The organism is Nocardia jinanensis (genome assembly GCF_014645735.1).
Taxonomy (GTDB): domain Bacteria; phylum Actinomycetota; class Actinomycetes; order Mycobacteriales; family Mycobacteriaceae; genus Nocardia; species Nocardia jinanensis.
Window position 1 is genome coordinate 157931 of record NZ_BMMH01000012.1, and the last position, 23944, is coordinate 181874.

The following is a 23944-nucleotide window of genomic DNA, read 5'->3' on the forward strand; positions in this document are numbered from 1 at the left end:
CCGCTCGTTGTTCATATCCCGCGTATTCTCCCGGCGCTCTGTGGTGCCCCGGCGAGTTCAGCTCAGGGCTTGTTCGAGGTCGGCCAGCAGATCGCTGATGTCCTCGATTCCTACTGACAGCCTTACCAGATCGGCCGGAACCTCGAGATCCGACCCCTCCGTCGAGGCATGGGTCATGGCGGCCGGATGTTCGATCAGCGACTCCACCCCACCCAGCGATTCGGCGAGGGTGAACACCTTCGTCCGCGAGCACAGATCCCGGGCCGCCTCGACGCCGCCGGCCAGCCGCACCGAGATCATCCCGCCGAAGCGGCGCATCTGCTTGTCGGCGACGGCGTGACCGGGATGCTCGGGCAGACCCGGATAGATCACATGACTGATGGCGGGGCTGCGGGACAGGAATTCGGCCAGGGTCTCGGCATTGTCGCAGTGCCGATCCATCCGCAGCGCCAGCGTTTTGGTGCCGCGCAGGGTGAGGAACGCGTCGAAGGGCCCCGGCACCGCGCCGGCGCCGTTCTGCAGGAAGGCGAAGGCGGCATCGAGTTCGGCATCGTCGGTGATGAGCGCGCCGCCGATGACATCGGAGTGCCCACCGAGATATTTCGTCGTCGAATGCAGCACGACATCGGCGCCGAGCAGCAGCGGCTGCTGGAGGTACGGGGTGGCGAAGGTGTTGTCGACGACCAGTTTGGCGCCCGAAGTGTGCGCGATATCGGCCAGTGCCGGAATATCACCGATATTGAGCAGCGGATTGGTGGGCGATTCCACCCAGATGAGTTTGGTGTTCGGCCGGAGCGCGGCGCGCATCGCGTCGATATCGGTGACCGCGGCCGGGGAATGTTCGATACCCCACTGGGTGAACACCTTGTCGATCAACCGGAAAGTGCCGCCGTAGGCGTCATCGGGAATGACGATATGGTCGCCGGGCCGCAGCATGGCGCGCAGCGCACAGTCGGTGGCGGCCATCCCGGAGGCGAATGCCCGGCCGTAGCGGCCGACCTCGAGGGCCGCCAGATTGGCCTCCAGCGCCGTGCGGGTGGGGTTGCCGGTGCGGGCGTATTCGTAGCCGTCCCGCAGTCCACCCACCCCGTCCTGGGCGAAGGTGGAACTGGCATAGATGGGCACGTTCACCGCGCCGGTCCGGGGATCGGGATCGTAACCGGCGTGCACAGCCCTGGTGGTGAATCCCAGTTCGCTCATAGCACCACCCTAAACGGCCGGTGCCGTACGGGCGCACGCCGGTGGGCCTTCGCGTGAAGCATTTCACGCACTGATCCGAGCCGTATGCGCGGCGGCCGATCCGACTACCCTGGGCCCATGTCGACCGTCGCCGAACTGTTCGCCACAGATTCACTGCTGACCGGGGAGGAGCGGGAGATCCGCGATACCGTCGCGGCCTTCACCGAGCGCCATATCCGGCCGAATATCGCCCAGTGGTTCGAGGCGGGAGAATTCCCGGTTCGCGAGATCGCACCGGAACTCGGAAAACTGGGCGTACTCGGGATGCATCTCGAAGGTTACGGTTGCGCCGGTCTTCCGGCCACCAGTTACGGACTGGCCTGCCAGGAATTGGAGGCGGCCGATTCGGGGCTCCGCTCGCTGGTTTCGGTACAGGGTTCGCTGGCGATGACGGCGGTGCACAGATTCGGTTCCGAGGAACAGAAGCAGCAGTGGCTACCGGAGCTGGCGACGGGTCGGAAGCTGGGTTGTTTCGGTCTCACCGAACCGGATTTCGGTTCCGATCCCGGCGGTATGCGTACCCGCGCCCGGCGTGACGGCGGCGATTGGGTGCTCAATGGATCGAAGATGTGGATCACCAACGGGTCGGTGGCCGATATCGCCGTGGTGTGGGCCCGGGCCGAGACCGACGGGAAGAACGTGGTGCGCGGTTTCCTGGTACCCACGGATACTCCCGGGTTCACGGCCCGGGAAATGAAGGGAAAGCTCTCACTACGCGCCTCGATCACGGCCGAACTGGATATCGACGAGGTACGGCTCCCCGCCGATGCGGTCCTGCCCGGCGCGTCCGGCCTGTCGGGTCCGCTGTCCTGCCTAACCGAGGCCCGGTTCGGCATAATCTTCGGCGCTCTCGGCGCCGCCCGTGACTGCCTGAGCACAACCATCGAGTATTCGCGCAGCCGTGCGGTTTTCGAGAAGCCACTGGCCGCCTATCAACTCACCCAGGCCAAATTGGCCGATATGGCACTGGAATTGGGTAAGGGTCAGCTGCTGGCACTGCATCTGGGCAGGCTCAAGGATCGCGGCGAACTGACCCCGGAACAGGTGAGCGCCGGCAAACTCAACAGCTCCCGCGAAGCCATCGCGATCGCCCGGGAATGCCGCACCATATTGGGCGCCAACGGAATCACGCTCGACTATCCGGTGCTGCGGCACGCGAACAACCTCGAATCGGTCCTCACCTACGAGGGCACCGCGGAGGTCCACCAACTGGTGCTGGGTAAGGCGCTCACCGACGTGTCCGCTTTCCGCTGAGTTCGCGAGACCTGCGGAGCCACCGGCCATTTCGCGGGCATCCATATTCCGTTCGCGGCGAATACACTGCCTCACAACATCTCCCGCGCCCGGCGGAGGACATTGTTACCAACCGTCATCGCCGAGCCATCTCCGTGTCACCCATGAGCCGGACCGGCGGCGCACCCTGGTATTCGCACCCGGAGCGGATCCGAATACGCCCGGTGTGAAGTACACGGAGGTGCGTTATGAACTCGCAGCCGCCCGGACCGGGCAATCGGCGACCGTCCACCACGACCAAATCCGCTCTCGGCGTCAAAGCCGTCCGGAATTCGCGCGACCGCCCTCCCGCCGGCCGATTACCCGATCAGCGCGAGCTGGTGGCCGCGTTCGCCGGGGGCAGCGAGCGCGAACCCGGGCGACCACTGCTCACCTGGGCGCACACCCTCGCCGATCTGCATCGGCGCCGCCACGGAGACCCGTTGGCGACTGCCGGGATAGATTGCCGACGTGCCGAGCTCGTCGCGCTGATCGACCGCTGGATCGAGGCCGAACCGACCGGGCGCCGGGCCCGGCGTCCACGAGCCGATTCCCTCGGCGCCACTATCGATCGGATGGCCGCCGCGCACGTACACGCCGATCACCTGCTGCACAGCGCCGAATGCGTCTCCGACGATCGGGTGCACGCGGCGTGGTACCGGCTCGCGCTGCTGGCCGACGAATGGACCGATCTGGTGACCGGCGCCGAGCAGGTCCGGCGCCGGGCGTAATTCGATCACCCACCGTACCTGCGATAATGCGCGAAATATCACAATATGATAAATGACTGCGCGTTGTTACCATCGAGTTATGTTCGCCCTGGGTCCCCGTTTGTTCGAAGTCTCCGCCCGCCGTTACCTGGAGGGCATCCACCGGACCCACGGGGCACCGGCGTTCGCCGCGGCCGCCGCACTACCGGGGCTGTCCGCGGAGCTCGATCAGCACGCGGCCGCCGTACGCGACATTCTCGATCTCGGTGTGGACACGGCGGGCCGGGTCTCTCCGACGGTGCTGGTGGCCGGCTACATGCGCGGCCTACTCGAGGACCGGACCACGCCGATCACCGAACCCGCGGAATGGGCCACCGCCGAATGGCTGCATCTGCGGCTTGCCGGGGCCTGCCTGCAGGCCGGCCTTCCGGCCCACTGAACGACTTCCGCTGTGGACCGGATCCCGGTCCACAGCGGAAGTGGGTCGATGAAGGACGCTCAGCGCAGGTGGCGTGGTTCGCCGCCGCCGTAGGGCGGCCGCCCGCCGTCTCCGTAGGGAGGCTGCTGCCCGCCATCGCCATAAGGCGGCTGTCCGCCGTCCCCATAGGGAGAATGCCCACCACCGTACGGTGACTGCGGACCACCGTAGGGCGACTGGCCGCCACGGTAGGGGTTTCCGAACTGGCGGTACTCACCGATGGACATCTGCTGTCCGTAACCACCGGTCTCACCGGGCTCGTCCCGGTAACCGCCTCCGCGAGCGGGCTGCGGCTGATCCCACTGCTCCGGATCACGACCGCCCGGCACCTGTCCGTGCTCCGCCTGCTGCGCGCCCGTCCGCTCCCGCGATGCGTCCTCGCGGCCGCGCTGATAGGCCTCGGCGTGACCACGCATCGCCGGCATCTCCTCCTCGAACCCGGTCAGCCAGGACTCCCAGCGCTGCTGCATCGGCCGCACCAGACCGCCGCCGACACCGACGACCAGGATGCCGCCCAGCGTCGCCAGGACCGCGATGAGGACAGGTGTGGTGACCGTGGTGGCCACCCCGATCTGGTTCAGCGCGGCGACGATGCCGATACCCCAGATGAAGACAGCCGCGATCCGGCCGATCATCGGGCCGTAGCTCAGTCCGCCGAGCGCATTGCGCACCAGATCACTGACCGCGTGCGCGATGGCACCCGCGACCACGATGATCAGAATGGCCACGGCCGCCCGCGGCAGCCAGGCGACGATCCCGTTGATCAGGTTGCTGACCGGATTGGGCCCGAAGACCCCGAAGCCCATCTGCAGCGCGATCAGCAGAATCGCGTAGAAGGCCAGCTTCCCCAGGAGATCGGACGCGTCGTATTTACTGCGCGACAGCATCCGCTGGATTCCGCCCCGCTCGACGAGCCGATCGAAACCTACTCGCTCGAGGATCTTGTCGACGATCTTCTCGACCACTTTGGCGATGACCCAGCCGATGAGCAGGATGACCAGGAAGCCGAGGAGCTTGGGTACGAATGTCGCGATCGAACTCCACGCATCAGAGAAACCCTGCTGGAAATCGATTGCCAAACTTGAGGTTTGCACAAGCCCTTCCCTTCGCTCTCCGATCGGACGCAGCGTTTGCCACGAACGGCACTACGCCACGTTATACCCCGGTGGAGCTGGTTGAACCTGTGATTGCGGAATAATTGCTAATGCGCCGTGCGACCGGTGCTCACAAATCCCAGCAAATCGTGCCGAGTGATCACCCCGACCGGCTTGCCGTCCTCGACGACCATCAGCGCGTCGGTATCCGACAGCGCCTTGGTGGCCGCGGAGATCGGTTCGCCCGATCCGATCAGCGGAAACGATTCGCTCATATGCTGAGCCACCGAATCGGTGAGATTCGCGCGGCCGGAGAACACCGCCGAGAGCAGATCCCGCTCCGAGACGCTGCCGGCGACCTCACCGGCCATCACGGGGGGTTCGGCGCCGACGACCGGCATCTGCGATACGCCGTATTCGCGCAGGATCTCGATGGCGTCGCGCAGTGTCTCCGAGGGGTGGGTGTGCACCAGATCGGGCAGTTCACCGGATTTACCGCGCAGCACATCGCCGACCAGAGTTTCCGCGGTCGAGCCGTCGAGCGGAGTGCGCAGGAATCCGTAGGAGCTCATCCAGCGGTCGTTGAAGATCTTGGACAGATACCCGCGCCCGCCGTCCGGCAGCAGCACCACCACCACGGCCTCCGGGTCGCGCCGGGCCACCTCGAGCGCCGCCACCACGGCCATTCCGCACGAACCGCCGACCAGCAGGCCCTCCTCGCGGGCCAGGCGGCGGGTCATATCGAAGGAATCCGCGTCGGAGACGGCGATGATCTCGTCGGGGATCGCCGGGTCGTAGGCCGAGGGCCAGAAGTCCTCGCCGACCCCCTCGACCAGATACGGCCGGCCGGTCCCGCCCGAATACACCGAACCCTCGGGATCGGCGCCGATGATCTTCACCTTTCCGCCGGAGACCTCCTTGAGGTAGCGACCGACACCGGTGATGGTGCCGCCGGTGCCGACACCGCCGACGAAATGGGTCACTGTGCCGTCGGTATCGCGCCAGATCTCGGGGCCGGTGGTCTCGTAGTGACTGTCCGGACCACCGGGATTGGAGTACTGGTCCGGTTTCCAGGCGCCGTCGATCTCCTCGACCAGGCGGTCGGAGACGCTGTAATAGCTGTCGGGGTGCTCCGGGGGCACCGCGGTGGGGCAGACCACCACTTCGGCGCCGTAGGCACGCAGCACATTGCGCTTGTCCTCGCTGACCTTGTCCGGGCAGACGAAGACACAGTGGTAGCCACGCTGCTGCGCCACCAGTGCCAGGCCGACACCGGTATTACCCGAGGTCGGCTCCACGATCGTCCCACCGGGACGCAACTGCCCGGACTTCTCCGCGGCCTCGATCATCTTCACCGCGATCCGGTCCTTGGAGCTGCCACCCGGGTTCAGGTATTCGATCTTGGCGGCCACCAGCCCGGCGCCCGAGGGGACCACCGAGTTCAACCGGACCAGCGGGGTGTTGCCGATGAGGTCCACGACGTGATCCGCGATGCGCATACCCCCATCGTTGCAGAAGCGTTGCCGGAGGCTTCGGTGTGGTCCGCCACGAGTACCGCACCACACCGCCGAATCCGGCGAAGTCGTTAGCGAGCCTTTAGTATCTGGGACCTATGAGGCTGCCGAAGCTCGCACGCGCCACCGTGCTCCTGGCCGGATCCGCCTTCGCGCTGGTCGCCGGACCGGCAGCAACGGCCGGTGCCGCCACCGCCACATTCCCGGATGTACCGACACTCGCCTACGGCGGTTTGTGCGGGACCAGTATCCGCACCTGGGCCGATACGAGTCCGCAATGGCCGGGCCGTGCGGTACTCAATGTCCGCGCCAACCCGGTTACCGGGATCGGGCCCGGTGAATACCCGTTGGCACCGCTGTGCGAGGTGCTCACCACGGTGGCCTGGCGCAATCTCGACACCGGAGCCACCGGCACCTACGTCAACAATGTGGTGACCGGTATCTACGGCAGCATCCAGTACTCGCTGTTCCAGGACACCGGACCCGGCCGGGTGGACGTCGTCGTCACCACCAACCACGCGAGTATCCCCGCGTACGGCAGTTTCGTCGTCCCGGCCTGACCCCGGAGCAAGACACCGCGCGCGGTCGCACGAGATCACTCCCGCTCGTAAACTCGCTGCACATGGGCGAAACTCGAATCGGATGGCGCACGGCCACGATGGCCGGCGCCGCCACGGTTCTGGTCGGTTCCGGGGCGGGAACCGCGTCATGGGCGGCCTATCGGCTGCTCACCACCCAGGCGGGAACCGCGCGCGGAATGATCGGCCGCGATACCTCCAAACCCCCGGAAGCCGACGGTATCTACACACCCCACGGATTCGAACGCTGGCGCACCGGTGAACACGCCGACCTGCACCTGATGATCTTCGGGGACTCCACTGCCGCCGGTCTCGGCTGCCGCCGCGCGGCCGAAGTACCCGGTGTGCGGATCGCGCACGGCCTGGCCGATGCCACCGGGCAGCGGATCCGATTGAGCACCAAAGCCATCTCCGGTGCCACCTCCAAGGGGCTGGCCGGGCAGGTGGACGCGATGTTCGTAGCGGGCGGACCGCCGGACGCGGCCGTCGTATTGGTCGGCGCCAACGATGTCACCAAGAAACATTCGATCGCGCGATCCGCCGAGCGCCTCGGCTCGGCGGTCAGCCGGTTGCACGGGGCGGGCAGCATCGTTGTAGTCGGCACCTGCCCGGATCTGGGCAGCGTCACCGCCATCCCGGAACCCTTGCGCTCGGTGGTGCACCGGTGGAGTATCCGGCTGGCTCGGGCACAGACGGCGGCCACCAGGGCAGCCGGTGGCCGCACCGTCGCGATGGGCGACCTGATGAGCAAGGATTTCCGGGCGTCCCCGGAGCAGCTGTTCTCGGCCGACGGTTTCCATCCCTCGGCCGAGGGCTACGCCTTGGCCGCCACCCATCTGCTGCCCGAACTGACCAGAGCGCTCGCTGAACGGGATATGGCCGCGGTGGATATTTCCTCGTAGCCGGGCGCGACGTAGATTCGAAGGGATCGTACCCGTGAGTAGTGTTCGGCCCGGCCGTTTCGGCCGAGCACGCTCCCCCGACAAAGGAGTCCTCATGCCAGAGGCCGTCATCGTTTCCGTTGCTCGCTCCCCCATCGGCCGGGCCAACAAGGGGTCGCTGGTGAGCATGCGGCCCGACGACCTCGCCGCGCAGATGGTGCGCGCCGCACTGGACAAGGTCCCCGCCCTGTCGCCCGCCGATATCGACGATCTGATGCTCGGCTGCGGCCAGCCCGCCGGCGAATCCGGTTTCAACATGGCCAAGGTCGTCGCCACCCAGCTGGGTTACGACTACATGCCCGGCACCACCGTGAACCGCTACTGTTCCTCCTCGCTACAGACCACCCGGATGGCGTTCCACGCCATCAAGGCCGGCGAGGGTCACGCCTTCATCTCCGCCGGTGTGGAAACCGTCTCCAGGTTCCCGAAGGGCACCGCCGACGGCTGGCCCGACACCCACAACCCGCTGTTCGGCACCGCCGAGGAACGCACCGCCACCTCCGCGCAGGGCGGGGTGAGCTGGCGCGACCCGCGCGAAAACGACACCATCCCCGACGTCTACATCGCCATGGGCCAGACCGCGGAGAACGTCGCCTCGTTCACCGGGATCTCCCGTGAGGACCAGGACCACTGGGGCGTGCGGTCGCAGAACCGTGCCGAAGAAGCCATCAAGGCCGGCTTCTTCGAACGCGAGATCACCCCGGTCACCCTGCCCGACGGCACCGTCGTCTCCACCGACGACGGCCCCCGCCCCGGCACCAGCTACGAGAAGATCTCCCAGCTCAAGCCGGTCTTCCGCCCCGACGGCACGGTTACCGCCGGTAACGCCTGCCCGCTCAACGACGGCGCCGCGGCACTGGTGGTCATGAGTGACACCAAGGCCAAGGAACTGGGCCTGACCCCGCTGGCCCGGATCGTATCCACCGGTGTCTCCGGTCTCTCCCCCGAGATCATGGGCCTGGGCCCGATCGAAGCGGTGCGCAAAGCGCTGAAGCTGGCCGATAAGACCATCGGCGATATCGACCTCTACGAGATCAACGAGGCTTTCGCGGTGCAGGTGCTGGGCTCGGCCCGGGAACTGGGTATGGACGAGGACAAGCTGAACGTCTCCGGTGGCGCCATCGCCCTCGGTCACCCGTTCGGTATGACCGGCGCCCGCATCACCGCCACGCTCATCAACAACCTGCAAACCCACGACAAGCAGTTCGGTCTGGAGACCATGTGCGTCGGTGGTGGCCAGGGCATGGCGATGATCATCGAGCGCTTGAGCTGATCGCGTCACCAGCGGCGGAAACGACCCCTGCGCAGGCATCCGATGCCCGCGCAGGGGTCGTTTTCTCGGGTGCGGCAGGCTTCGGGGTTCGCCGCACATCGCACCCGGCTCGGTCCACTTCGAACGAGACTCGCTCAGCCCGCAGTTCCGCGAGGCACAATCCATTCCATCGGCTGTCCGGTGAGATCGCCGATGAGGTCGAAATCGCGGTCGTAGTGCAACACTATGAGCTCGGCGAGTTCGGCGGTCGCGGCGATGATGAGGTCCGGCAGCGGTCGACGGTGTTGCCCGCGCTGAGCGAGACGGCGTTGAACATCGAGGGCTCGTTTCATGGCGGCGCCATCGGTCGCAGCCCAAGGCAACGCTCGAAGTGCCGTGTCGAGACGTGAGTAGTCGCTGCTGTTACGCGCCGAGTAGAGCAGTTCGAGGGCGACCATTTCGCAGACTGCCAGGCGCCCCGCAGCCATTTCACGGTCCAAGCGCTGAGCTGCCTCTTCTGAGTTGTACCGCTGGGCATGGGCGGATTTATCGGCCAAGTAGACCGGTGTGCTCACTCCCAGGCTCCGCGCATGGTCTCCGGATCGAGATCGAGCTGCAGGGTCCGGAACGTTTCGACGGCCTGAGCACGCCGACGCTCGTCGAGCACGTGTGCCAAGGCACGGTTCACCGTCTCCGTCTTGCCGTGGGTGCCCAGGATCCGCGCGACCTCTTCCCAGTTTTCATCTAGATCAATAGTGGTGCGCATCTACCCGACCTCCGATGTGATGCGAAATATGCCACCATATGATATCAACCGGCTAGCCTTCTCTGCATCGCCGAGCATTCGACATAGACAGCCACACAACGGACAACAGCCCCGTAGGAAGCGTCTTCGACCGGAACTCGCTGTCTATTTCTCGTTCTGCCGACGAACCATCTCGGTGATCCAGATGGGCGCGAACGGGGATGTGCAGCCCGGGGAGGTCGGGTAGTCCTCGAGCACCCTCAGCCGTTCACCGATATCGATCGCCCGGGCGCGGTACTCGGGATGCTCGATCCCGATCTGGGCCAGGCAGGTGTTCATCGACCACTGCAGGCGATCCGGCGCGCCCTTCATCTCCGTTTCGACGGTGTCGAGCAGTCCGGCGAGGTCGAGACCGTCGGGCTTCTTGGTCACACGTTCGGCGGTCAACCCCCAGCCTGCACTCGCCACCACAGGATCCGGATCGCCGAACCAGGCCAGGCGCAGTTCTTCGGCGTGCGGGTTCTTCTTCACCACGTAGTTCACGAGCCAGTCGTGCACCTTCGGTGTCCGCGCCTCGCGCAGCATGGCGTCCAGCTCGTCGCGCTCGAAGGCTTTCGGACGGCAGATCAGGAGCGCCAGTAGCCGCGCCGCCGTGTCTCCGGTCGCCCATAGCCCGCGCGCGAGTTCCTGCTGCGTCTTCAGCCGTTTCGCGACCGCCCGCAATTTCGTGAGGTTCACACCGTGATCGTCGCCGTGCCGCTCGTTCACCGCGCGGATCTTCGGGTCCTCGAGATCGGCCAATTCGGCCATCACCTCGGCCACGGTCGCGCCTGTCGTCGTCTCGGTCACCACAGCCTCCTGCCCGTCACGTGCGAACTTCAGCGTAGGACAGGACGGCATGCGCGGCCCGGACAACGCACCGAGCCGCACGGCCCGGCCGGCGCGTCCGCAGCTGCGATAGCCGGGCAGTCCCAGGACCAACCCCGGACGAGATCGGACAACGAGACGCGCCCGGTGCGTCAGAGCCCGCATCCGAGGACCCCGGTCGCGGTCACCAGATCGGCGAATCGGGTAACCATCCGCCACGCCCTTGCTTCCCGCGCCTCCCGGGCGCTCAGGTACGGGATCACGATCGCCGCCGCGTCGAAGTCCAACACGTGTTGTACGGCGATCCGCGCCGCGAGCTCCGGCCCGGTGTCGGTGTACACCGTGTACACCACCCGAAGGCCGTGGGCCCGGGACAACCGCTCGATCTGCCCGCTGTCGCAGTCCGGCCGGCAGAGCACGATCGCCCGCCTGCCGACGGTCACCGGCGCGCCTCGGCGGCATACTCCGCCGCCGCCGCGTAGCGCGGGCAGCGATGCGCGGCGTGGACGTCCATCACCTGATGTGCGTGCGCGTACCCGCGGATCGGCTCCCGCGAGCGGCAATGGACGGTGGAATGTTCGGCGGGTAACGCTCGAAGCCTGTCGGCGAGCCTGCGCAGCACCGCCGGATCGTCGGTGACCCAATTCTTGCCCGCCTGCCACAGCCGGACCGTGGCGGCCATGGCGAGATTGTGCGGGGGCGCGGGTGGGCAGGGACGGTGACTCCTCACGCATGGGCACCTCTTCGGTGTTGTTGTAAGTGGGCTTGATTCGCCATAAAGGCTCGTAGCGCCCAATCCCCCGAAGGGACAAAACCTTTGGCACCATGGGAACGAGGGCCGATGCAGGATGTGATAGCTATGAGCACCGAGCAGAAGAACGACGGCGTGGGAGCTCGCGTAGCCGAGGAACGCAAACTCGCCGGCTGGACTCAGGCCCGCCTGGCTTCCACGGCGAACGTCTCGACATCACTGGTCAAAGCCGTGGAACAGGGGCGAGCACCCGCCTCGCCCGCCTTCATCTCCGCCTGCGGGCGCGCGCTGAAGGTCGGCGTCACCGCGCTGCTCGAGCAGCCCTACCCGCGAACTACTCGCGACGAACAGCTGGTCCACGCCGGAATACCGGACATTCGCCGGGAACTCGCGGTGTACCGCATCCCTCCCGAAGATATTCCGCCTCGGACACTGCACGAACTGACCGGGGACGTAGCTCGCGCGTCCAAGATGCGGCATATGGTGAACCTGGGGGAGCTGGGCGAACTCCTCCCGTCCCTGTTACACGATCTGCGGGTGGCCTGGTATTCCAGCAGCGGCACGGACCAGGAGCGGATATTCGGTCTGCTGGCAGAGACCTACGCGGCGACATCGCAGGCGGTGTACAAACTCGGCTACATCGACCTGGCCTCACTGGCGGTGGACCGCTACGAATGGGCGGCGGCCCGGTCCGGCGACAAACTCGCGGTGCTGGCGGGCGACTATCAGCGAGCCGGCGAAATGATCGGCGTGGCCGATTGGGCGGGCGCCGAGCGGTTTTTGGAAGAGAGCCGCAAGACAATCGAGCCGAAAATCGGCAAGGGCGATCCCGCCACGCTGGCGATGTGGGGCAACCTGCATCTGAAGTCGGGTCTCGCCGCCGCGCGGGCCGGGCGGCGCGACACCGCGGATGCGCATCTCGCCGAGGCGACGGAAACCGCCGCGCGGATCGGTGCGGATCGAGACGACTACCGGCTGTGCTTCGGCCCGACCAACGTGCAGATCTGGTCGGTGGGTCTGGCGGTCGAGATGCTGGACGGTACCGAAGCTGTGAAGCGGTCGGTAAGAGTGAAACTTTCTGCGGGTACCCCGCGGGAGCGAGCCGGCCATCACTACATCGACCTGGCGCGGGGGTTCCTACTACACGGAGATCGGGACGGGGCGCTCTCGGCCTTGCAGTCCGCACGGCGAATCGCACCGACACAGACCCGATATCACCCGATGGTGCACGAGACGGTGCGCGCCCTGGCGCGGCAGGATGCCCGCTCGACGGAGACGGTGCGCGGATTCGCGGCATGGTGCGGAATGGGCCGGAGGTAGGCCGATAATGGCTTTTCGATACCGGCTCGCGAGCCGGTCGCCGACGACCTGCCGGAAAGTGTTCTGCGGCCATCCTGCACGAACACGAGTGAGCTGAGTCCGATGTCGACCGATGAACTATCGATAGGAACCCGCATCCGAAGAGCTCGCGAGTCGGCTCGTATCTCCCGCGCCGATCTGGCTCGTCTACTGGGCCGCTCCGCCGAATGGCTCGGGGCTGTCGAAACCGAACGACTGGAACCGCCCAGGCTATCGATCCTGCTACGGATTGCCCGTGCTCTCGAGCTGAATGACCTCGCCGAACTGACCGGCGACGGACATGCTGTACCAGTGGCGGTGTTCGCCGGCGAACAGCACAGTGCCCTGTCCGATGTCCAGGCAGCGCTGACCGAGTACCGCCTGACCCCTCCTACATCTCCCGCGAACATCCGCCACTTGGAGGAACGACTGAGGCAGGCGTGGGTCGTTCGGCATTCCAGTTCCGACCATCGAACCCGGCTCGGCGCACTGCTGCCCGGTCTGATCAAAGATGCCCAGGGCGCCGCGCGGGCCGGCGGGGACAGCCACCGACAGGCCCGTCGCGTACTGGCCGGGGTGTATCAGCTGGCGGATTTCTATGTGGCGTATCAACCCGCTACGGAACTGGTTTGGATGGTGGCCGACCGCGCTCTGTCCGAGGGCTACGCGGCGGACGACCCCTACGTGATCGCTTGTGGAGCATGGGCGATGACCCAGGCATTGCGAGACTCGGGGCGCTGGGAAGAGGCCATTGCGCTGGCTCGGGATGCCGCCGAGCAGTTGGCACCGTACCTGGATCGCAACGGAACGCCCGACGATTGGCGTGGAATTCACGGCGCGCTGTACGCGGAGGTCGCCTACGTGCACGCTCGTCGCGGTCGCCACGGTGATGCCTGGGCGAACTGGGAGAAGGCCGACCGGACGGCGCAGTCGCTCGGCCCGAGGTATCGCCATGTGCAGACGTCCTTCTCGGTGCCGGTGATGGCCGCACACGCGACAACCCTGGGCGTGGAGTTGCGCAGGGCGGGCGAGGCGGTGCAGGCCGCGCGTTCGTTCGACGCCGATCTGATCGCCTCCGTGCCCCGTAGAAGCAGGCATTTCATCGAGGTGGCGCGAGCTCATCACCAGCGTGACGAGTCGGTCGCCGCGCTGGCTCTCCTGGACAAATCGGCACGCACTGCGATCGAAACGATCCGCTACAACGGGTACGCGCGCCAGATTCTGCATTCGCTGATGGAGAAGCCACCGTCGGGCATGCGCGCCGACGTGAACGATCTGTGCGAGAGGGTGGGGCTGATCGCTGCGGCATGAGTCGTGCAGACGACCATCGGCCACAACTGACCACCCGTAGAGCCCGTTGGGCGGACCAGACCCTTCCACGGCAGGCCGGGCAATATCGTTGATCGCCCGTACCGGTTCGCACACGACAGCTACTCGCCGTGTCGCACCCGGACGACACACGTAGCCAGGACCGGGATGCGTAGCCGAGTCGCGGTTAGCGTGGGACGTCGGCCGGGCGTAGCCGAACACCCCTTCGGTCGGGAGGTCAGTGGTGTCTGTCGTGGTCCGGGGAATCGGATGGATCGTGCTGTATATCGCGGTGGCGGTGGTGCCGCTGGTGTTCGCCGTGATCGGACCCGTCGAGGGCGGGCGGGGGTTCTGGGTGGAATTCTCGGTCGCTCTGGGCTTCGTGGGGATGTCGATGCTCGGCGCCCAGTTCGCGCTGGTCGCCCGATTCCGGGCCGTCGCGGCGCCTTTCGGCGAGGATGCCCTGGTGCAGTTCCATCGCCAGGTCTCCTATGTGGCGCTGGCGTTCGTTCTCGCCCACCCGATCCTGCTCCAGATCGGTGGCGTCGACATCGTGGCACTGATGAATCTCGCCGAGGCCCCGTGGCGGGCCCGTTGCGCGGTCGCGTCCACGGTGCTGCTGCTGATCGTGGTGACGACCTCGGTATGGCGGCGACGGCTGCGGATCCGGTACGAGGTGTGGCAGGTGGTCCACGGTGTGCTGTCGGTGGCCGTGGTGGGGCTGGCGTTGGCGCATATGCTGCTGGTCGGCTACTACCTCGACACGACCTGGAAGGTCTGGTTGTGGACGGTGATGACGCTGGCGTTGGTCGGGCTGCTGGTGTGGGTGCGGGTCGTCGCACCGATCCGCCGGCTGCGGCGGCCGTGGCGCGTCGAACAGAACACCGCCGAACACGGCGATGCCCGAACCCTCACGCTCATCCCGGCCGGACACGACGGTCTGCGTTTCGCGCCGGGACAGTTCGGGTGGCTGACCGTCGACCGGTCCCCTTTCGCGATCACCGCGCACCCGTTCTCGTTCTCCTCCAGCGCCGAGAACCACGACCGAGTCCAGATCACCATCAAAGCGCTCGGTGATTTCACCTCCACCATCGGCGATATCACCCCCGGCACCCGCGCTTTCCTCGACGGCCCGAGCGGAGTGTTCACCCCCGACCGCCACGAAGGCCCGGGGTTCGTCCTGATAGCCGGCGGCGTCGGAATCACCCCCATGATCTCGATCCTGCGCACCATGGCCGACCGTGGTGATCGTCGCCCGTTCCTGCTGTTCTACGCGTTCCGCACCGTGGGCGAGCAAACCTTCGACGACGAGATCGCCGGGGCGGCCCGGCGCCTGGACCTGACCGTGGTGCCGGTGCCGCAGTACCCGCCGCCGGAGTGGGACGGTGAAAGCGGGTTCGTCGACCGCGCACTGCTCGAGCGCCACCTTCCCGAGCGCTACCTGCACCGGCAGTACTTCGTCTGCGGACCCGCGCCCATGGTCACCGCGGTGGAGGATGCGCTCGCCGCAGTGAACGTACCGGCCGACCGCGTCCACACCGAACGCTTCGACTTCGTCTGACCCGGAGGCCCGGATATGCGACATACCTACACCACCCGCGCGGTATGGGCGATCACCTTCATCCTGCTCGCCGCCTGCACCTGGTTCGCGCTGGCCCTGGCCTGAGTCGCACAGCCGGACCAGAGTGACCGTGCGGCCGAGGGCACAACCCCAGGCCGCCTTCGTCCGAAGTCGGCTCCCGCCGCCGCGCGGGCCGGGCGGCGCGACACTGCGGATGCGCAGCTGCGGGCACCCGCGAGAGCGAGCCGGCCATCGCTACAAGGGTTGGGCTCGTCGCGACGGCATGCGGCTGTTCGTCGGCGACCAGCGGCGGACAGCCGAGTTGACAGTCGGTGAATTCAGCACATCGGGACCGGCGAAACAGCAGGTCACATAGACGCGAAAACGCATATCGCTAGCGTGATCCGGGCGGATCGAGGACCATTGAACAGGTGATCTGCCCGCACTGCGCGAAGAGCCTGCTGCGCCGCGAGCGCACCGGCCGGCGGTGTACGAAGTGCCGGCGGGAGTTCGCGCTCGAGCCGAAGGAGAGTCCGGCGCGGATGCACGATCTGCGGATGCGCCGGCTGGCCGAAAAGCTCGGCGACGGCCGCGGTCTGCACTACACCCCGACCCAGCTGTGGTATGCGGCCGCGCGCCGGGATGTGCCGAGTGTGGACCGCAACCACAGTGCCGCGCTGGGCGCGGCGTGCGGGATCATCGTGCTGGGCGGGTTCATCTGTGTGGTCAGTGGTTTCGTCCCGGTACTGCCGGGGATCGGCACGGGGGTGCTTCTCCTGATCGTGGTCCCCTTGCTGCTGTCCTTCGCGAAACCGTGGTTCCGGCGGCGGACGACGGTGCGGATGCCGGTGACGTCCAGAGAATTCCGTAGCGGGGTGCTCGACCGCTGGGCGCAGGTCTACGGTGGGCCACCATCCGGGATGGTGGCCGAGGACATCCCGCTCCCACCGGTGCGGCAGCCACGGCTGGCCCTGCTGTGCGGGGACCGCGCGGTGCTCGCCTGCCTCGCCGCCAACAACGCCGTCGGCGTATGGGATATGGCACTGGGTGATCGAGCGGACCGGCTACCACCGGATGTGCCGGTGCTCGTCTTGCACGATGCGGGTCTGCGTGGCGTGGGTTTCGGAGCGCGGGCCCGGGAGACGCTGGGGCCCCGCGCCGTCCTGATCGGATTATCCGCGAAAGCGGCACTCGCTGCCCGCTCGGCGGTGCGGTTACGGGAACGTCCGGACCCCGGGGCACCGCCGCTGCCCGGGTGGGCCGCGGGGTCCGCCGCCGAACTGGACTGGCTGGCCGACGGCTGGTGGGCACCGGTCGCGGCGCTGCCGCCCGCGGCACTGCTGGGCGTGGTACAGCGCGGTGTCGAACGGGTGTGGGAGGCAGTCGACCCGGATCGGCTGCGCGCCCAGGAGATAGGTTTCCTGACATGGCCGAACAGTTGATACCGGCCCGGTGGACACAGCGGGTGCTCGATCGGCTGATCCCGGTCGCGGCGGGCCGGGCCGCCGCGCCGGGCGGGATCCGATTCACCGAACGCCAGCTGTACTACGAACTCTGCCGAGTGCTCGCACCGGCGCCACGTCTCCCGCGCCGGGTCGCGTTCACCGTCCCCGCGCCGTTGCCCTTCGCTGCCTTCCGAGCAGCCCTCGCCCGGTACGGCGAGGTCCCCGGCCTGCTCGCACCGGAGCCGCCGCGGAGGGCGCCACCGGGAACGCACACTCCCGAACCCGACCTGTTCGATTACGGCCTGCCACGATTGCTCGTCTGCGAATCACACACGGTCGCGCAGATGCTGCGCGCCAACGGTTTACCGCTGGAGTCGGCGACACCGGTGGTCAGCATCGCCGAACTGCCGTTGCGGCCGGCCGTGGTGGCGATGCTCACGCGCGGCGCGGGATCGGTCTACGTGCTGCACGAAACGAGCGCCGCGGGCCTCGCTCTTCCCAACCGGTTACCGGAGCTCGCCGAGATCCCCGACGGTCTGCGGGTAGTGCCGCTCGGCTTACGGCCCCGGCAGGCCATGGGACTGCATCTGTTCCACACCGCCCCCACGGTTCCCGGCCAACCGGAGCTGCTGTCCGGGATGCTCTCGGCTTCGGATCCGGCCGCACCCGATGGGACCACCTCGCCCGCGGCTCCGGCATCGGCCGTCCGGGAGCAACCCGAGCGCACCGCCGGCCCGGCGCTCGGTGACCGAGGGCCTGCGCATCCGCACCGGTATCCACCGGAAAGCGAACCGTACTCTCGCCCCGGGTTTCTCGACGACCGGGAACGCACCTGGCTGCGCCGCGGCCGGATCGTCGAACTGGACGCCGTCGCTCCCGCTGTCCTGTTGCGATCCGCGCATCGCCTGGTCCGCGGTGTCCGTACTCCGCCACCGCCGCTGGCGGAATTGCGCCGGGCCCGCGGCAGCGGGTTCCTGACCTGGCCCGCCGCCTGAGTACCCACCGCACGAGAGGAGAACGCAGTGTCCCGATACCAGCAGCTCGCCTACACCGATGAGCTGCTCGCCGACGACACCGTGCACCGGCGTTATGCCGACGGCAGGCTGGAATGGCGGCGGCGCGGGCCGGGCGCGACGGTCACCTGGCGCGACAATCGCGGGAATTCGGGGGTCGACGAGCCGCTGGGCCGAGAAATCGTCAAGCGTACGGACCGCGACGGCTCTGTCCGCTACGGCCGCGAATCCGGATACGGACGCACCCTGTGGAGCGACGGTGTATTGACGGTCAACCGTTCGTCCTTCGGCGGCAGGGTGGGTGGGATCCTCGCCGCCGTCGCCGGTGGCGCAGTGCTCGGCGCGCTGGTGATGCCACCACTGTCGATGACGTTCGAAAAGGAAGAGGAGCTGCGCGAGCAGTCGGCGCAGTCCAATAGCGGTGGCGTGGAAGCCGGCGGCGATTACGACGACTGGGACGACGGATACGGTGACGACGACGATTTCGGGTGAGCGCTGAATGTCCAGATGGTGTGCGTTCCTCACCGGCGACGATCCGTCCACCCATCTGCGGGCCGTCGGCGGTGAGCCGGTCGCGACCCGCGGCGGGCACGCCCTCGGCCTGCTCGACGGGCCGGGCACCGCGCACGGTCCCTTCCGCGCCGGTACGTTGAGCGCTGTCGGCGAGGTCACGCTGTTCAACCGCGACCGGCTCCGCGCTCGCCTCGGCACGGACGCCCCGCCCCCGGGCCGGACCGACGGTGAACTGCTCCTGCGCTGCTACGCCCGTTTCGGGACAGCCGGCCTCGCCGCCGCCGAGGGCATGTTCGCCCTCGCCATCGCCGACGGGCCCGATCTGGTACTCGTGCGTGACCATCTGGGAGCTCGCACCCTCTTCCACGCCCGCTCGGCGGCCGGCTGGGCCGCCGCGACCTCGTTGCGCGCCCTGAGCCGCTGGCCCGCACTGCGCACCGGCCTGCACCTGCCCGCGGTGCGCTCCTTCCTCACCTTCGCCTATCTGCCCGGTCGCGAAACTCTGCTGCGCGATATCCACGAGGTGCTGCCGGGCCGCTGTCTGCGGCTCCGCCCGGACGGCACCTCCACTGAGCACACGTTCTGGGAACCCCGTGAAACCGGGGACCAGCGGTCCGTGGACGAGCACGTCTTGGCGCTGCGCGCCCTGCTCGAAGACGCTGTGACCCGCAGACTTCCGGTCGGCGAACCCGTCGGGGTTCTGCTGTCCGGCGGGATCGACAGCAGTCTCGTCACCGCGCTCGCCGCGAAATCGCACGACCACCCCGTACGCACCTACTCGATCAGTTTCGGCGCCACCGCCCCCGACGAACTCGGCTATTCGGGGCTCGTCGCGGCGCACTGCGGTACCGAGCACCGGGTGCTCACGGTCCCGGGGACGACGATCGCGGCCCGGCTGGCGGATACGGTGGGCCTGCTCGACTGCCCCGTCGGTGATCCGCTCACCGTCCCCAACCTGATGCTCGCCGAGGCCGTCGCCGCCGACGGTATCCGCGTCGCGCTCAACGGCGAGGGCGGCGATCCCGTCTTCGGCGGACCCAAGAACCTGGCGATGCTGATCTTCGAACTGTCCCGCGACGACCCCGATCCCGATGCCCGCGCCCGCGCGTACCTGGACAGCTATCGCAAATGCTACGGCGACCTGCCCACACTGCTGACCCGGGACACACTCGCCGCGCTGGAGGACGCGCCTTCCCCTGCCGAACACGTCGCTCCCTACCTGCGCCAGGGCCGGATGACCAGCCTCCTCGACCAACTACTGCACACCAACCTGCGGACCAAGGGCGCCCACCACATCCTGACCAAGGTGGAGCGCCTCACCGCCGCCAGCGGAATCGAAGGCCGCGCACCCCTGTTCGATCGCGCCGTCGTCGATTACTCCTTCGCTGTCCCGCCCACGCTGAAACTCGCGGGCACCAGCGAGAAGTGGATCCTCAAGGAGGCAGTGCGCGATCTGCTGCCACCCACGATCGTCGACCGGCCCAAGAGCGGGATGCGGGTGCCGGTGCAGCAGTGGCTCGACGGTCCACTGCGCGATCTCGGCCACGAGCTGTTGCTCGGCCGCGCCGCTCGCGCCCGCGGACTGTTCCGGCAGGACACCGTGCGTGCCTGGTTGCGTGGCGAGGGCGCGCTACTGCCCCGGCAAGGCGGCAAACTGTGGTTGGTGCTGTCGCTGGAATTATGGCTTCGTTCGTTCGACGTGGGGCCATGACCGTCATCCGCACGTCCGGTACCGAGGAGACAGCCCGATGACCGAGTCGCGCATCAAGAATCACGCCGACGACGAGAACGAGATCCACGATCTCGCCGAATTCCGGGATGCGGGCCACAATGTGGTGACACCGGTGGCGCGGTTCGCGCCCGAGGTGGCCGGAATCGTGGTGGACGCGTTCACGCAGATCGTCCGAACAGCCAAGGCGGCGCGGGCGGCGAATACACCCGACGCCGAGGGCATCGTCCGCGCGCAGACCTTCGAGGAGGGCGATGTCTATCTGCTGGAAACCCCGTTCGAGGGCTTCTTCGCCGATCGCTATCTCATGGATTTCTACGATGCCGCCGAACGGGGGATCTGCTCGCGTATGCACCTGCACACCGGGCTACGGTTCGTCCGCATGATGACCGGACCGGATACACATATCCGGGTCGGCGCGCTGTCGCCCTTCATCGTCACCGATATCCCGGGGGTGACGCCTTTCCGTCCCGCGCTCTTCACCGACGACTTGCCCGACACCCCACCCGGTGTACACCGCACCCGCTACAACCTGATCGTGCCGCCGTGCTCATTCGTCGATATGCAGATTCCACGCGGTGTCAGCCACCAGTTCAATGCTGTCGGCCCGAACGCGGTGATCGATTCGGTGCACCCGGAGGAATCCCTCGAGATCCTGCGCGAAGGTATGGCGGGTTACAAAATGATGGCCCAGACCGTATTCCTGGCCCGGGAGCTGCCGGACGCCGCGACCTGCACCGATCTCGTGCCCGGCGATTCCTGAGCCGGACCCGGACCGCGGCGGATGCCGGATCCCGAGTCGGCGGGGTCCGGCGCTCAGGTTTCGTGCCATCCGGCAGGGATATTTTGCTGTGCCCGGCAGAATCAATGCACGGTTGATCTTTCCTGGTTGCCAGGCGCTTCCGGTGATGGCGCCGTGAGTGCCCGGATCTCGATCAGCGTGACAGCGGGCCCGCACCGGTGCCCCGCGATGGCGCGTCAGTTGGATTCTTGCCGGATTTCAGCGTCGAGATACCATCGATCGGCACCTGGACAGAAGACGGCCCCCACCGAAGTGGGGGCCGTCTTCATACGGTTGCGACGATCACTAGTCGCTCTGGAAGTAGCTCAGCAGGCGGAGGATCTCCACGTAGAGCCAGACCAGGGTGACGGTGAGGCCGAGAGCCACACCCCAGGCCGCCTTCGGCGGAGCCTGGGCGCGGATGAGCTGGTCGGCGGCGTCGAAGTCCAGCAGGAAGCTGAACGCGGCGATGGCGATGACCACCAGGCTGAAGATGATCGCGACCGGGCCACCGTCGCGCAGGCCGAAGCCGCCGTCGGTGAAGAAGCTCGCGACCAGGTTACCGACGACCAGGACCAGGATGCCGATCATGGCGCCGATCAGCATGCGGGTGAACCGCGGAGTGACCCGGATGGCGCCGGTCTTGTAGACCACCAGCATGCCGGCGAACACACCGAAGGTACCGAGAACGGCCTGGCCGATCATGCCCGCACCGCCCGCGCCACCGAAGCTGATATCGGTGAACATGAACGACAGGGCGCCGACGAACACACCTTCGGCGACCGCGTAGGAGAGCACGAGCGCCGGGTTGTCGGCTTTGTTACCGAAGGTGGCGACCAGGACGAGAACCAGGCCGATGAGGCCACCGCCGATGACGAACAGCGGAGCCAGACCGGTGTTGGCGCTGGTCAGCAGGTAGGTGACCAGCGCGGACAGCGCTAGGACGCCCAGCGTGATACCGGTCTTGGTGACCACATCGTCGATGGTCAGCGACCGGGTCGGCGCCTGCGGATAAGGCTGCTGATACTGCTGCGGGTACTGCTGCTGGTTGCCGTACTGATAGCCCAGCTGACCCGCGCCGGCGGCGGCCGAGCCGAAGCTCGCGTAGCCGGTTTCCTGCTTCGGCAGATTCTTGAATACCGGATTGCTTGTGGCGCGCACCGCAAATCCCTTTCTCGGAGTTCGTTGGCCATACCGGGGCACGACCGTCGGCTCGAGCTGTTACTCGATATCCAACTGTCCATCCAACGATCAACCGACCCGGTGGAGTTCCCAGGCGAGACGACAAGACAGACAAACCGGACCTTACCGGTGGTCGGGCCCGAATGGACCACGGACCGGCATACCGGTCGGCCGCCGGATGTCGCGCACGACCTCGCCGGATGCGGATATCGCCTGTTCGCGGGGTGTCGTATCCGACTGCGCAAGACCCGTACCTATCGAGGCGCCGCAGGGACGGCGGACCGCTCCCCCGCTGGTCCCGGATCCGCGCGCTACATCACCGCGACGAGGATCACAATGATGATGAGCAGCCCGATCAGCAGTCCGATGGTGACGGCCACGGTCGGGCTGAGCTGTTTCGAACCACCGTGCGCGGCGGGAACCGCGACCGCGGCAGGCCGTTGCGGCTGCGGCTGAGCACGCCGGGGCAGCGGTCCGGAACGAGGGCTGCGCAGTCCGGCGGCAGAGTTACGGGCCGCCCACGCGGGGATGGTGCCGTCCTCGGTGCGCACCGGAGCGCCGAGGATATTGTCGGCCGCACCGGGCCCGAACGCGGCGGCCAGGATCTCGTCACGCGCCTCGGCCATGGTGGGCCGGCGCTGCGGGGCCGGTTCCATCATGTGCAGCAGCGCCCGGGTGAGTACCCCGCTGCGACCGGGCGGAATGATCTGCGCCATGGCGGCGCGTTCCACGATGGCGCCGGTATCGTCGTCCATCCCGAACGGCGGCTGCCCCTCGATAGCGGTGTAGAGGGTGGCGCCGAGCGAGAACACATCACTGGCCGCGGTGGGCTGGGCGCCACGCGCGACCTCCGGTGGCAGATAGGCGGGCGTACCGGTGATCATCCCGTCCGGTTCGTCGGCGACCTCGGTGATATTTCGGGAGATACCGAAATCGCTGAGCTTCGCCATCCCGACCCCGGGGCCGCGGTCGGCGACGAGGATATTGCCCGGTTTGATATCGCGGTGCACGATCCCGACGTGGTGCGCGGCGGCCAGCGCATCGGCGACCTGGGCGCCGATCTGGGCCACCTCGATCACCGGGAGGGCGCTCACCAGCGAAAGCGCCCGAGCTACATTGCGTGAGGGTAAATGCTCCATCACCAGCCAGGGCTCACCGGCCTCGAGCACCACGTCGTAGACGGCGATGGCGTGCTCATGGGACAGTTTCGCCGCGACCCGGCCCTCGTGCACGATCTGGTCACGGATCCGCCGGGCCTGGGCCTCGTCCATACCCGCGGTGGAGAGCACCTGCTTGATGGCGACTTCGCGGTCGAGCAGCCGGTCCGTGGCCAGCCATACCGCCCCCATACCGCCACCGCCCAGTTTCGACTGCAAGCGGTATCGGCCGGCGACCAGATAGTCGGGGCCGACGATGGGACGGGCGCGATCGATCATGCTGTGAGACTAGCCGAATTCGGTGGTAGCTGGCCGGATTCGGAGCCGGACCACGCGGCACATGATTGCGTTCACCGCGGCGGGTCGCAGCTGTGCCGGACGGTGCTTCCGGGGGCGGGTTCCAGCCGATAAGCTGTCGAATGTATGTTCGAATCAGGAGGTAGCTGGGCGATGCCGGCCACTTCGGTGCGACCGGC

The 23944-nt window shown here is 67.3% G+C and carries 24 protein-coding genes; 14 read left to right on the forward strand and 10 right to left on the reverse strand.

The window, feature by feature from the left end; genetic code table 11:
• Window positions 1-57: 57 nt before the first annotated feature.
• Window positions 58-1200 carry a cystathionine gamma-synthase gene (locus IEY68_RS25325; RefSeq protein ID WP_058854687.1) on the reverse strand — a complete coding sequence of 381 codons (1143 nt, stop codon included), beginning with the start codon at window positions 1198-1200 and terminating at the stop codon, window positions 58-60.
• Between the two features lie 117 nt (window positions 1201-1317).
• Between IEY68_RS25325 and IEY68_RS25330 the strand changes: the two genes are divergently transcribed.
• The 3 genes from IEY68_RS25330 (at window position 1318) to IEY68_RS25340 (ending at window position 3660) form a co-directional block, all read left to right on the forward strand.
• Window positions 1318-2493: an acyl-CoA dehydrogenase family protein gene (locus IEY68_RS25330; protein WP_058854688.1), complete on the forward strand. Its 1176-nt coding sequence runs from the start codon at window positions 1318-1320 to the stop codon at window positions 2491-2493.
• A gap of 227 nt (window positions 2494-2720) precedes the next feature.
• The gene (locus tag IEY68_RS25335; protein ID WP_189094497.1) at window positions 2721-3242 is read left to right on the forward strand and encodes a DUF4254 domain-containing protein; all 522 of its coding nucleotides are present in this window, start codon (window positions 2721-2723) and stop codon (window positions 3240-3242) included.
• A gap of 79 nt (window positions 3243-3321) precedes the next feature.
• Window positions 3322-3660 carry a DUF6401 family natural product biosynthesis protein gene (locus IEY68_RS25340; RefSeq protein ID WP_058854689.1) on the forward strand — a complete coding sequence of 113 codons (339 nt, stop codon included), beginning with the start codon at window positions 3322-3324 and terminating at the stop codon, window positions 3658-3660.
• A gap of 59 nt (window positions 3661-3719) precedes the next feature.
• Here the strand turns inward: IEY68_RS25340 and IEY68_RS25345 are convergent, their stop codons facing one another.
• Both IEY68_RS25345 and IEY68_RS25350 read right to left on the reverse strand, forming a co-directional pair.
• Window positions 3720-4778: a mechanosensitive ion channel family protein gene (locus tag IEY68_RS25345; protein ID WP_229718968.1), complete on the reverse strand. Its 1059-nt coding sequence runs from the start codon at window positions 4776-4778 to the stop codon at window positions 3720-3722.
• Window positions 4779-4900: 122 nt separating this feature from the next.
• Entirely contained in the window at window positions 4901-6292 is a 1392-nt protein-coding gene (locus IEY68_RS25350; RefSeq protein WP_058854691.1) for a cystathionine beta-synthase, read from the reverse strand.
• 113 nt (window positions 6293-6405) lie between these two features.
• Here IEY68_RS25350 and IEY68_RS25355 point away from each other — a divergent pair, with 113 nt between their 5' ends.
• The 3 genes from IEY68_RS25355 (at window position 6406) to IEY68_RS25365 (ending at window position 9099) form a co-directional block, all read left to right on the forward strand.
• Window positions 6406-6867, forward strand: a complete 462-nt coding sequence (locus IEY68_RS25355) for a hypothetical protein (protein WP_058854692.1) — start codon at window positions 6406-6408, stop codon at window positions 6865-6867.
• Between the two features lie 62 nt (window positions 6868-6929).
• The gene (locus tag IEY68_RS25360; protein ID WP_058854693.1) at window positions 6930-7787 is read left to right on the forward strand and encodes an SGNH/GDSL hydrolase family protein; all 858 of its coding nucleotides are present in this window, start codon (window positions 6930-6932) and stop codon (window positions 7785-7787) included.
• 94 nt (window positions 7788-7881) lie between these two features.
• A complete protein-coding gene (locus IEY68_RS25365) occupies window positions 7882-9099 on the forward strand; it encodes an acetyl-CoA C-acetyltransferase (protein ID WP_058854694.1) in 1218 nt (405 codons plus the stop codon).
• A 134-nt stretch (window positions 9100-9233) separates the two neighbouring features.
• Here IEY68_RS25365 and IEY68_RS25370 read toward each other — a convergent pair whose 3' ends face one another.
• The 5 genes from IEY68_RS25370 to IEY68_RS25390 all read right to left on the reverse strand — a co-directional run bounded on the left by IEY68_RS25370 (window position 9234) and on the right by IEY68_RS25390 (window position 11372).
• The gene (locus IEY68_RS25370; RefSeq protein WP_058854695.1) at window positions 9234-9653 is read right to left on the reverse strand and encodes a PIN domain nuclease; all 420 of its coding nucleotides are present in this window, start codon (window positions 9651-9653) and stop codon (window positions 9234-9236) included.
• Complete coding sequence (locus IEY68_RS25375; RefSeq protein ID WP_058854696.1) at window positions 9650-9844, reverse strand: type II toxin-antitoxin system VapB family antitoxin; 195 nt, start codon at window positions 9842-9844, stop codon at window positions 9650-9652. The genes IEY68_RS25370 and IEY68_RS25375 overlap by 4 nt, the downstream gene beginning before the upstream one ends.
• 144 nt (window positions 9845-9988) lie before the next feature.
• Window positions 9989-10633 (reverse strand): DNA alkylation repair protein, encoded by a 645-nt coding sequence (locus IEY68_RS25380; protein ID WP_058854744.1) that lies wholly within the window; start codon window positions 10631-10633, stop codon window positions 9989-9991.
• A gap of 209 nt (window positions 10634-10842) precedes the next feature.
• Window positions 10843-11133 carry a hypothetical protein gene (locus IEY68_RS25385; RefSeq protein WP_058854697.1) on the reverse strand — a complete coding sequence of 97 codons (291 nt, stop codon included), beginning with the start codon at window positions 11131-11133 and terminating at the stop codon, window positions 10843-10845.
• Window positions 11130-11372 (reverse strand): hypothetical protein, encoded by a 243-nt coding sequence (locus IEY68_RS25390; protein ID WP_058854698.1) that lies wholly within the window; start codon window positions 11370-11372, stop codon window positions 11130-11132. The genes IEY68_RS25385 and IEY68_RS25390 overlap by 4 nt, the downstream gene beginning before the upstream one ends.
• Window positions 11373-11549: 177 nt before the next feature.
• Between IEY68_RS25390 and IEY68_RS25395 the strand changes: the two genes are divergently transcribed.
• The 8 genes from IEY68_RS25395 (at window position 11550) to IEY68_RS25430 (ending at window position 21111) form a co-directional block, all read left to right on the forward strand.
• On the forward strand, window positions 11550-12761 hold the full coding sequence (locus IEY68_RS25395; RefSeq protein ID WP_058854699.1) for a helix-turn-helix domain-containing protein: 1212 nt from the start codon (window positions 11550-11552) through the stop codon (window positions 12759-12761).
• Window positions 12762-12863: 102 nt separating this feature from the next.
• The gene (locus IEY68_RS25400; RefSeq protein ID WP_058854700.1) at window positions 12864-14090 is read left to right on the forward strand and encodes a helix-turn-helix domain-containing protein; all 1227 of its coding nucleotides are present in this window, start codon (window positions 12864-12866) and stop codon (window positions 14088-14090) included.
• A 241-nt stretch (window positions 14091-14331) separates the two neighbouring features.
• On the forward strand, window positions 14332-15648 hold the full coding sequence (locus IEY68_RS25405) for a ferredoxin reductase family protein (RefSeq protein ID WP_199804932.1): 1317 nt from the start codon (window positions 14332-14334) through the stop codon (window positions 15646-15648).
• 431 nt (window positions 15649-16079) lie between these two features.
• The gene (locus IEY68_RS25410) at window positions 16080-17090 is read left to right on the forward strand and encodes a hypothetical protein (RefSeq protein ID WP_058854702.1); all 1011 of its coding nucleotides are present in this window, start codon (window positions 16080-16082) and stop codon (window positions 17088-17090) included.
• Entirely contained in the window at window positions 17075-18088 is a 1014-nt protein-coding gene (locus IEY68_RS25415) for a hypothetical protein (protein ID WP_058854703.1), read from the forward strand. The genes IEY68_RS25410 and IEY68_RS25415 overlap by 16 nt, the downstream gene beginning before the upstream one ends.
• 27 nt (window positions 18089-18115) lie before the next feature.
• Window positions 18116-18598: a hypothetical protein gene (locus tag IEY68_RS25420; RefSeq protein WP_058854704.1), complete on the forward strand. Its 483-nt coding sequence runs from the start codon at window positions 18116-18118 to the stop codon at window positions 18596-18598.
• Window positions 18599-18605: 7 nt separating this feature from the next.
• Complete coding sequence (locus tag IEY68_RS25425; protein WP_058854705.1) at window positions 18606-20330, forward strand: asparagine synthetase B family protein; 1725 nt, start codon at window positions 18606-18608, stop codon at window positions 20328-20330.
• A 37-nt stretch (window positions 20331-20367) separates the two neighbouring features.
• A complete protein-coding gene (locus IEY68_RS25430; RefSeq protein WP_058854706.1) occupies window positions 20368-21111 on the forward strand; it encodes a hypothetical protein in 744 nt (247 codons plus the stop codon).
• A 324-nt stretch (window positions 21112-21435) separates the two neighbouring features.
• Here IEY68_RS25430 and IEY68_RS25435 read toward each other — a convergent pair whose 3' ends face one another.
• Window positions 21436-22290, reverse strand: a complete 855-nt coding sequence (locus IEY68_RS25435) for a Bax inhibitor-1/YccA family protein (RefSeq protein ID WP_058854707.1) — start codon at window positions 22288-22290, stop codon at window positions 21436-21438.
• 332 nt (window positions 22291-22622) lie between these two features.
• Window positions 22623-23747: a serine/threonine-protein kinase gene (locus IEY68_RS25440; RefSeq protein WP_058854708.1), complete on the reverse strand. Its 1125-nt coding sequence runs from the start codon at window positions 23745-23747 to the stop codon at window positions 22623-22625.
• Between the last annotated feature and the right edge of the window lie 197 nt (window positions 23748-23944).

What these genes read in the sequence shown, in the direction of transcription:
- IEY68_RS25325 (WP_058854687.1), bottom strand. Translation starts at nt 1,200, where the DNA reads ATGAGCGAACTGGGATTCACCACCAGGGCTGTGCACGCCGGTTACGAT.
- IEY68_RS25330 (WP_058854688.1), top strand. Translation starts at nt 1,318, where the DNA reads ATGTCGACCGTCGCCGAACTGTTCGCCACAGATTCACTGCTGACCGGG.
- IEY68_RS25335 (WP_189094497.1), top strand. Translation starts at nt 2,721, where the DNA reads ATGAACTCGCAGCCGCCCGGACCGGGCAATCGGCGACCGTCCACCACG.
- IEY68_RS25340 (WP_058854689.1), top strand. Translation starts at nt 3,322, where the DNA reads ATGTTCGCCCTGGGTCCCCGTTTGTTCGAAGTCTCCGCCCGCCGTTAC.
- IEY68_RS25350 (WP_058854691.1), bottom strand. Translation starts at nt 6,292, where the DNA reads ATGCGCATCGCGGATCACGTCGTGGACCTCATCGGCAACACCCCGCTG.
- IEY68_RS25355 (WP_058854692.1), top strand. Translation starts at nt 6,406, where the DNA reads ATGAGGCTGCCGAAGCTCGCACGCGCCACCGTGCTCCTGGCCGGATCC.
- IEY68_RS25360 (WP_058854693.1), top strand. Translation starts at nt 6,930, where the DNA reads ATGGGCGAAACTCGAATCGGATGGCGCACGGCCACGATGGCCGGCGCC.
- IEY68_RS25365 (WP_058854694.1), top strand. Translation starts at nt 7,882, where the DNA reads ATGCCAGAGGCCGTCATCGTTTCCGTTGCTCGCTCCCCCATCGGCCGG.
- IEY68_RS25375 (WP_058854696.1), bottom strand. Translation starts at nt 9,844, where the DNA reads ATGCGCACCACTATTGATCTAGATGAAAACTGGGAAGAGGTCGCGCGG.
- IEY68_RS25380 (WP_058854744.1), bottom strand. Translation starts at nt 10,633, where the DNA reads ATGGCCGAATTGGCCGATCTCGAGGACCCGAAGATCCGCGCGGTGAAC.
- IEY68_RS25390 (WP_058854698.1), bottom strand. Translation starts at nt 11,372, where the DNA reads ATGGCCGCCACGGTCCGGCTGTGGCAGGCGGGCAAGAATTGGGTCACC.
- IEY68_RS25395 (WP_058854699.1), top strand. Translation starts at nt 11,550, where the DNA reads ATGAGCACCGAGCAGAAGAACGACGGCGTGGGAGCTCGCGTAGCCGAG.
- IEY68_RS25400 (WP_058854700.1), top strand. Translation starts at nt 12,864, where the DNA reads ATGTCGACCGATGAACTATCGATAGGAACCCGCATCCGAAGAGCTCGC.
- IEY68_RS25415 (WP_058854703.1), top strand. Translation starts at nt 17,075, where the DNA reads ATGGCCGAACAGTTGATACCGGCCCGGTGGACACAGCGGGTGCTCGAT.
- IEY68_RS25425 (WP_058854705.1), top strand. Translation starts at nt 18,606, where the DNA reads ATGTCCAGATGGTGTGCGTTCCTCACCGGCGACGATCCGTCCACCCAT.
- IEY68_RS25430 (WP_058854706.1), top strand. Translation starts at nt 20,368, where the DNA reads ATGACCGAGTCGCGCATCAAGAATCACGCCGACGACGAGAACGAGATC.
- IEY68_RS25440 (WP_058854708.1), bottom strand. Translation starts at nt 23,747, where the DNA reads ATGATCGATCGCGCCCGTCCCATCGTCGGCCCCGACTATCTGGTCGCC.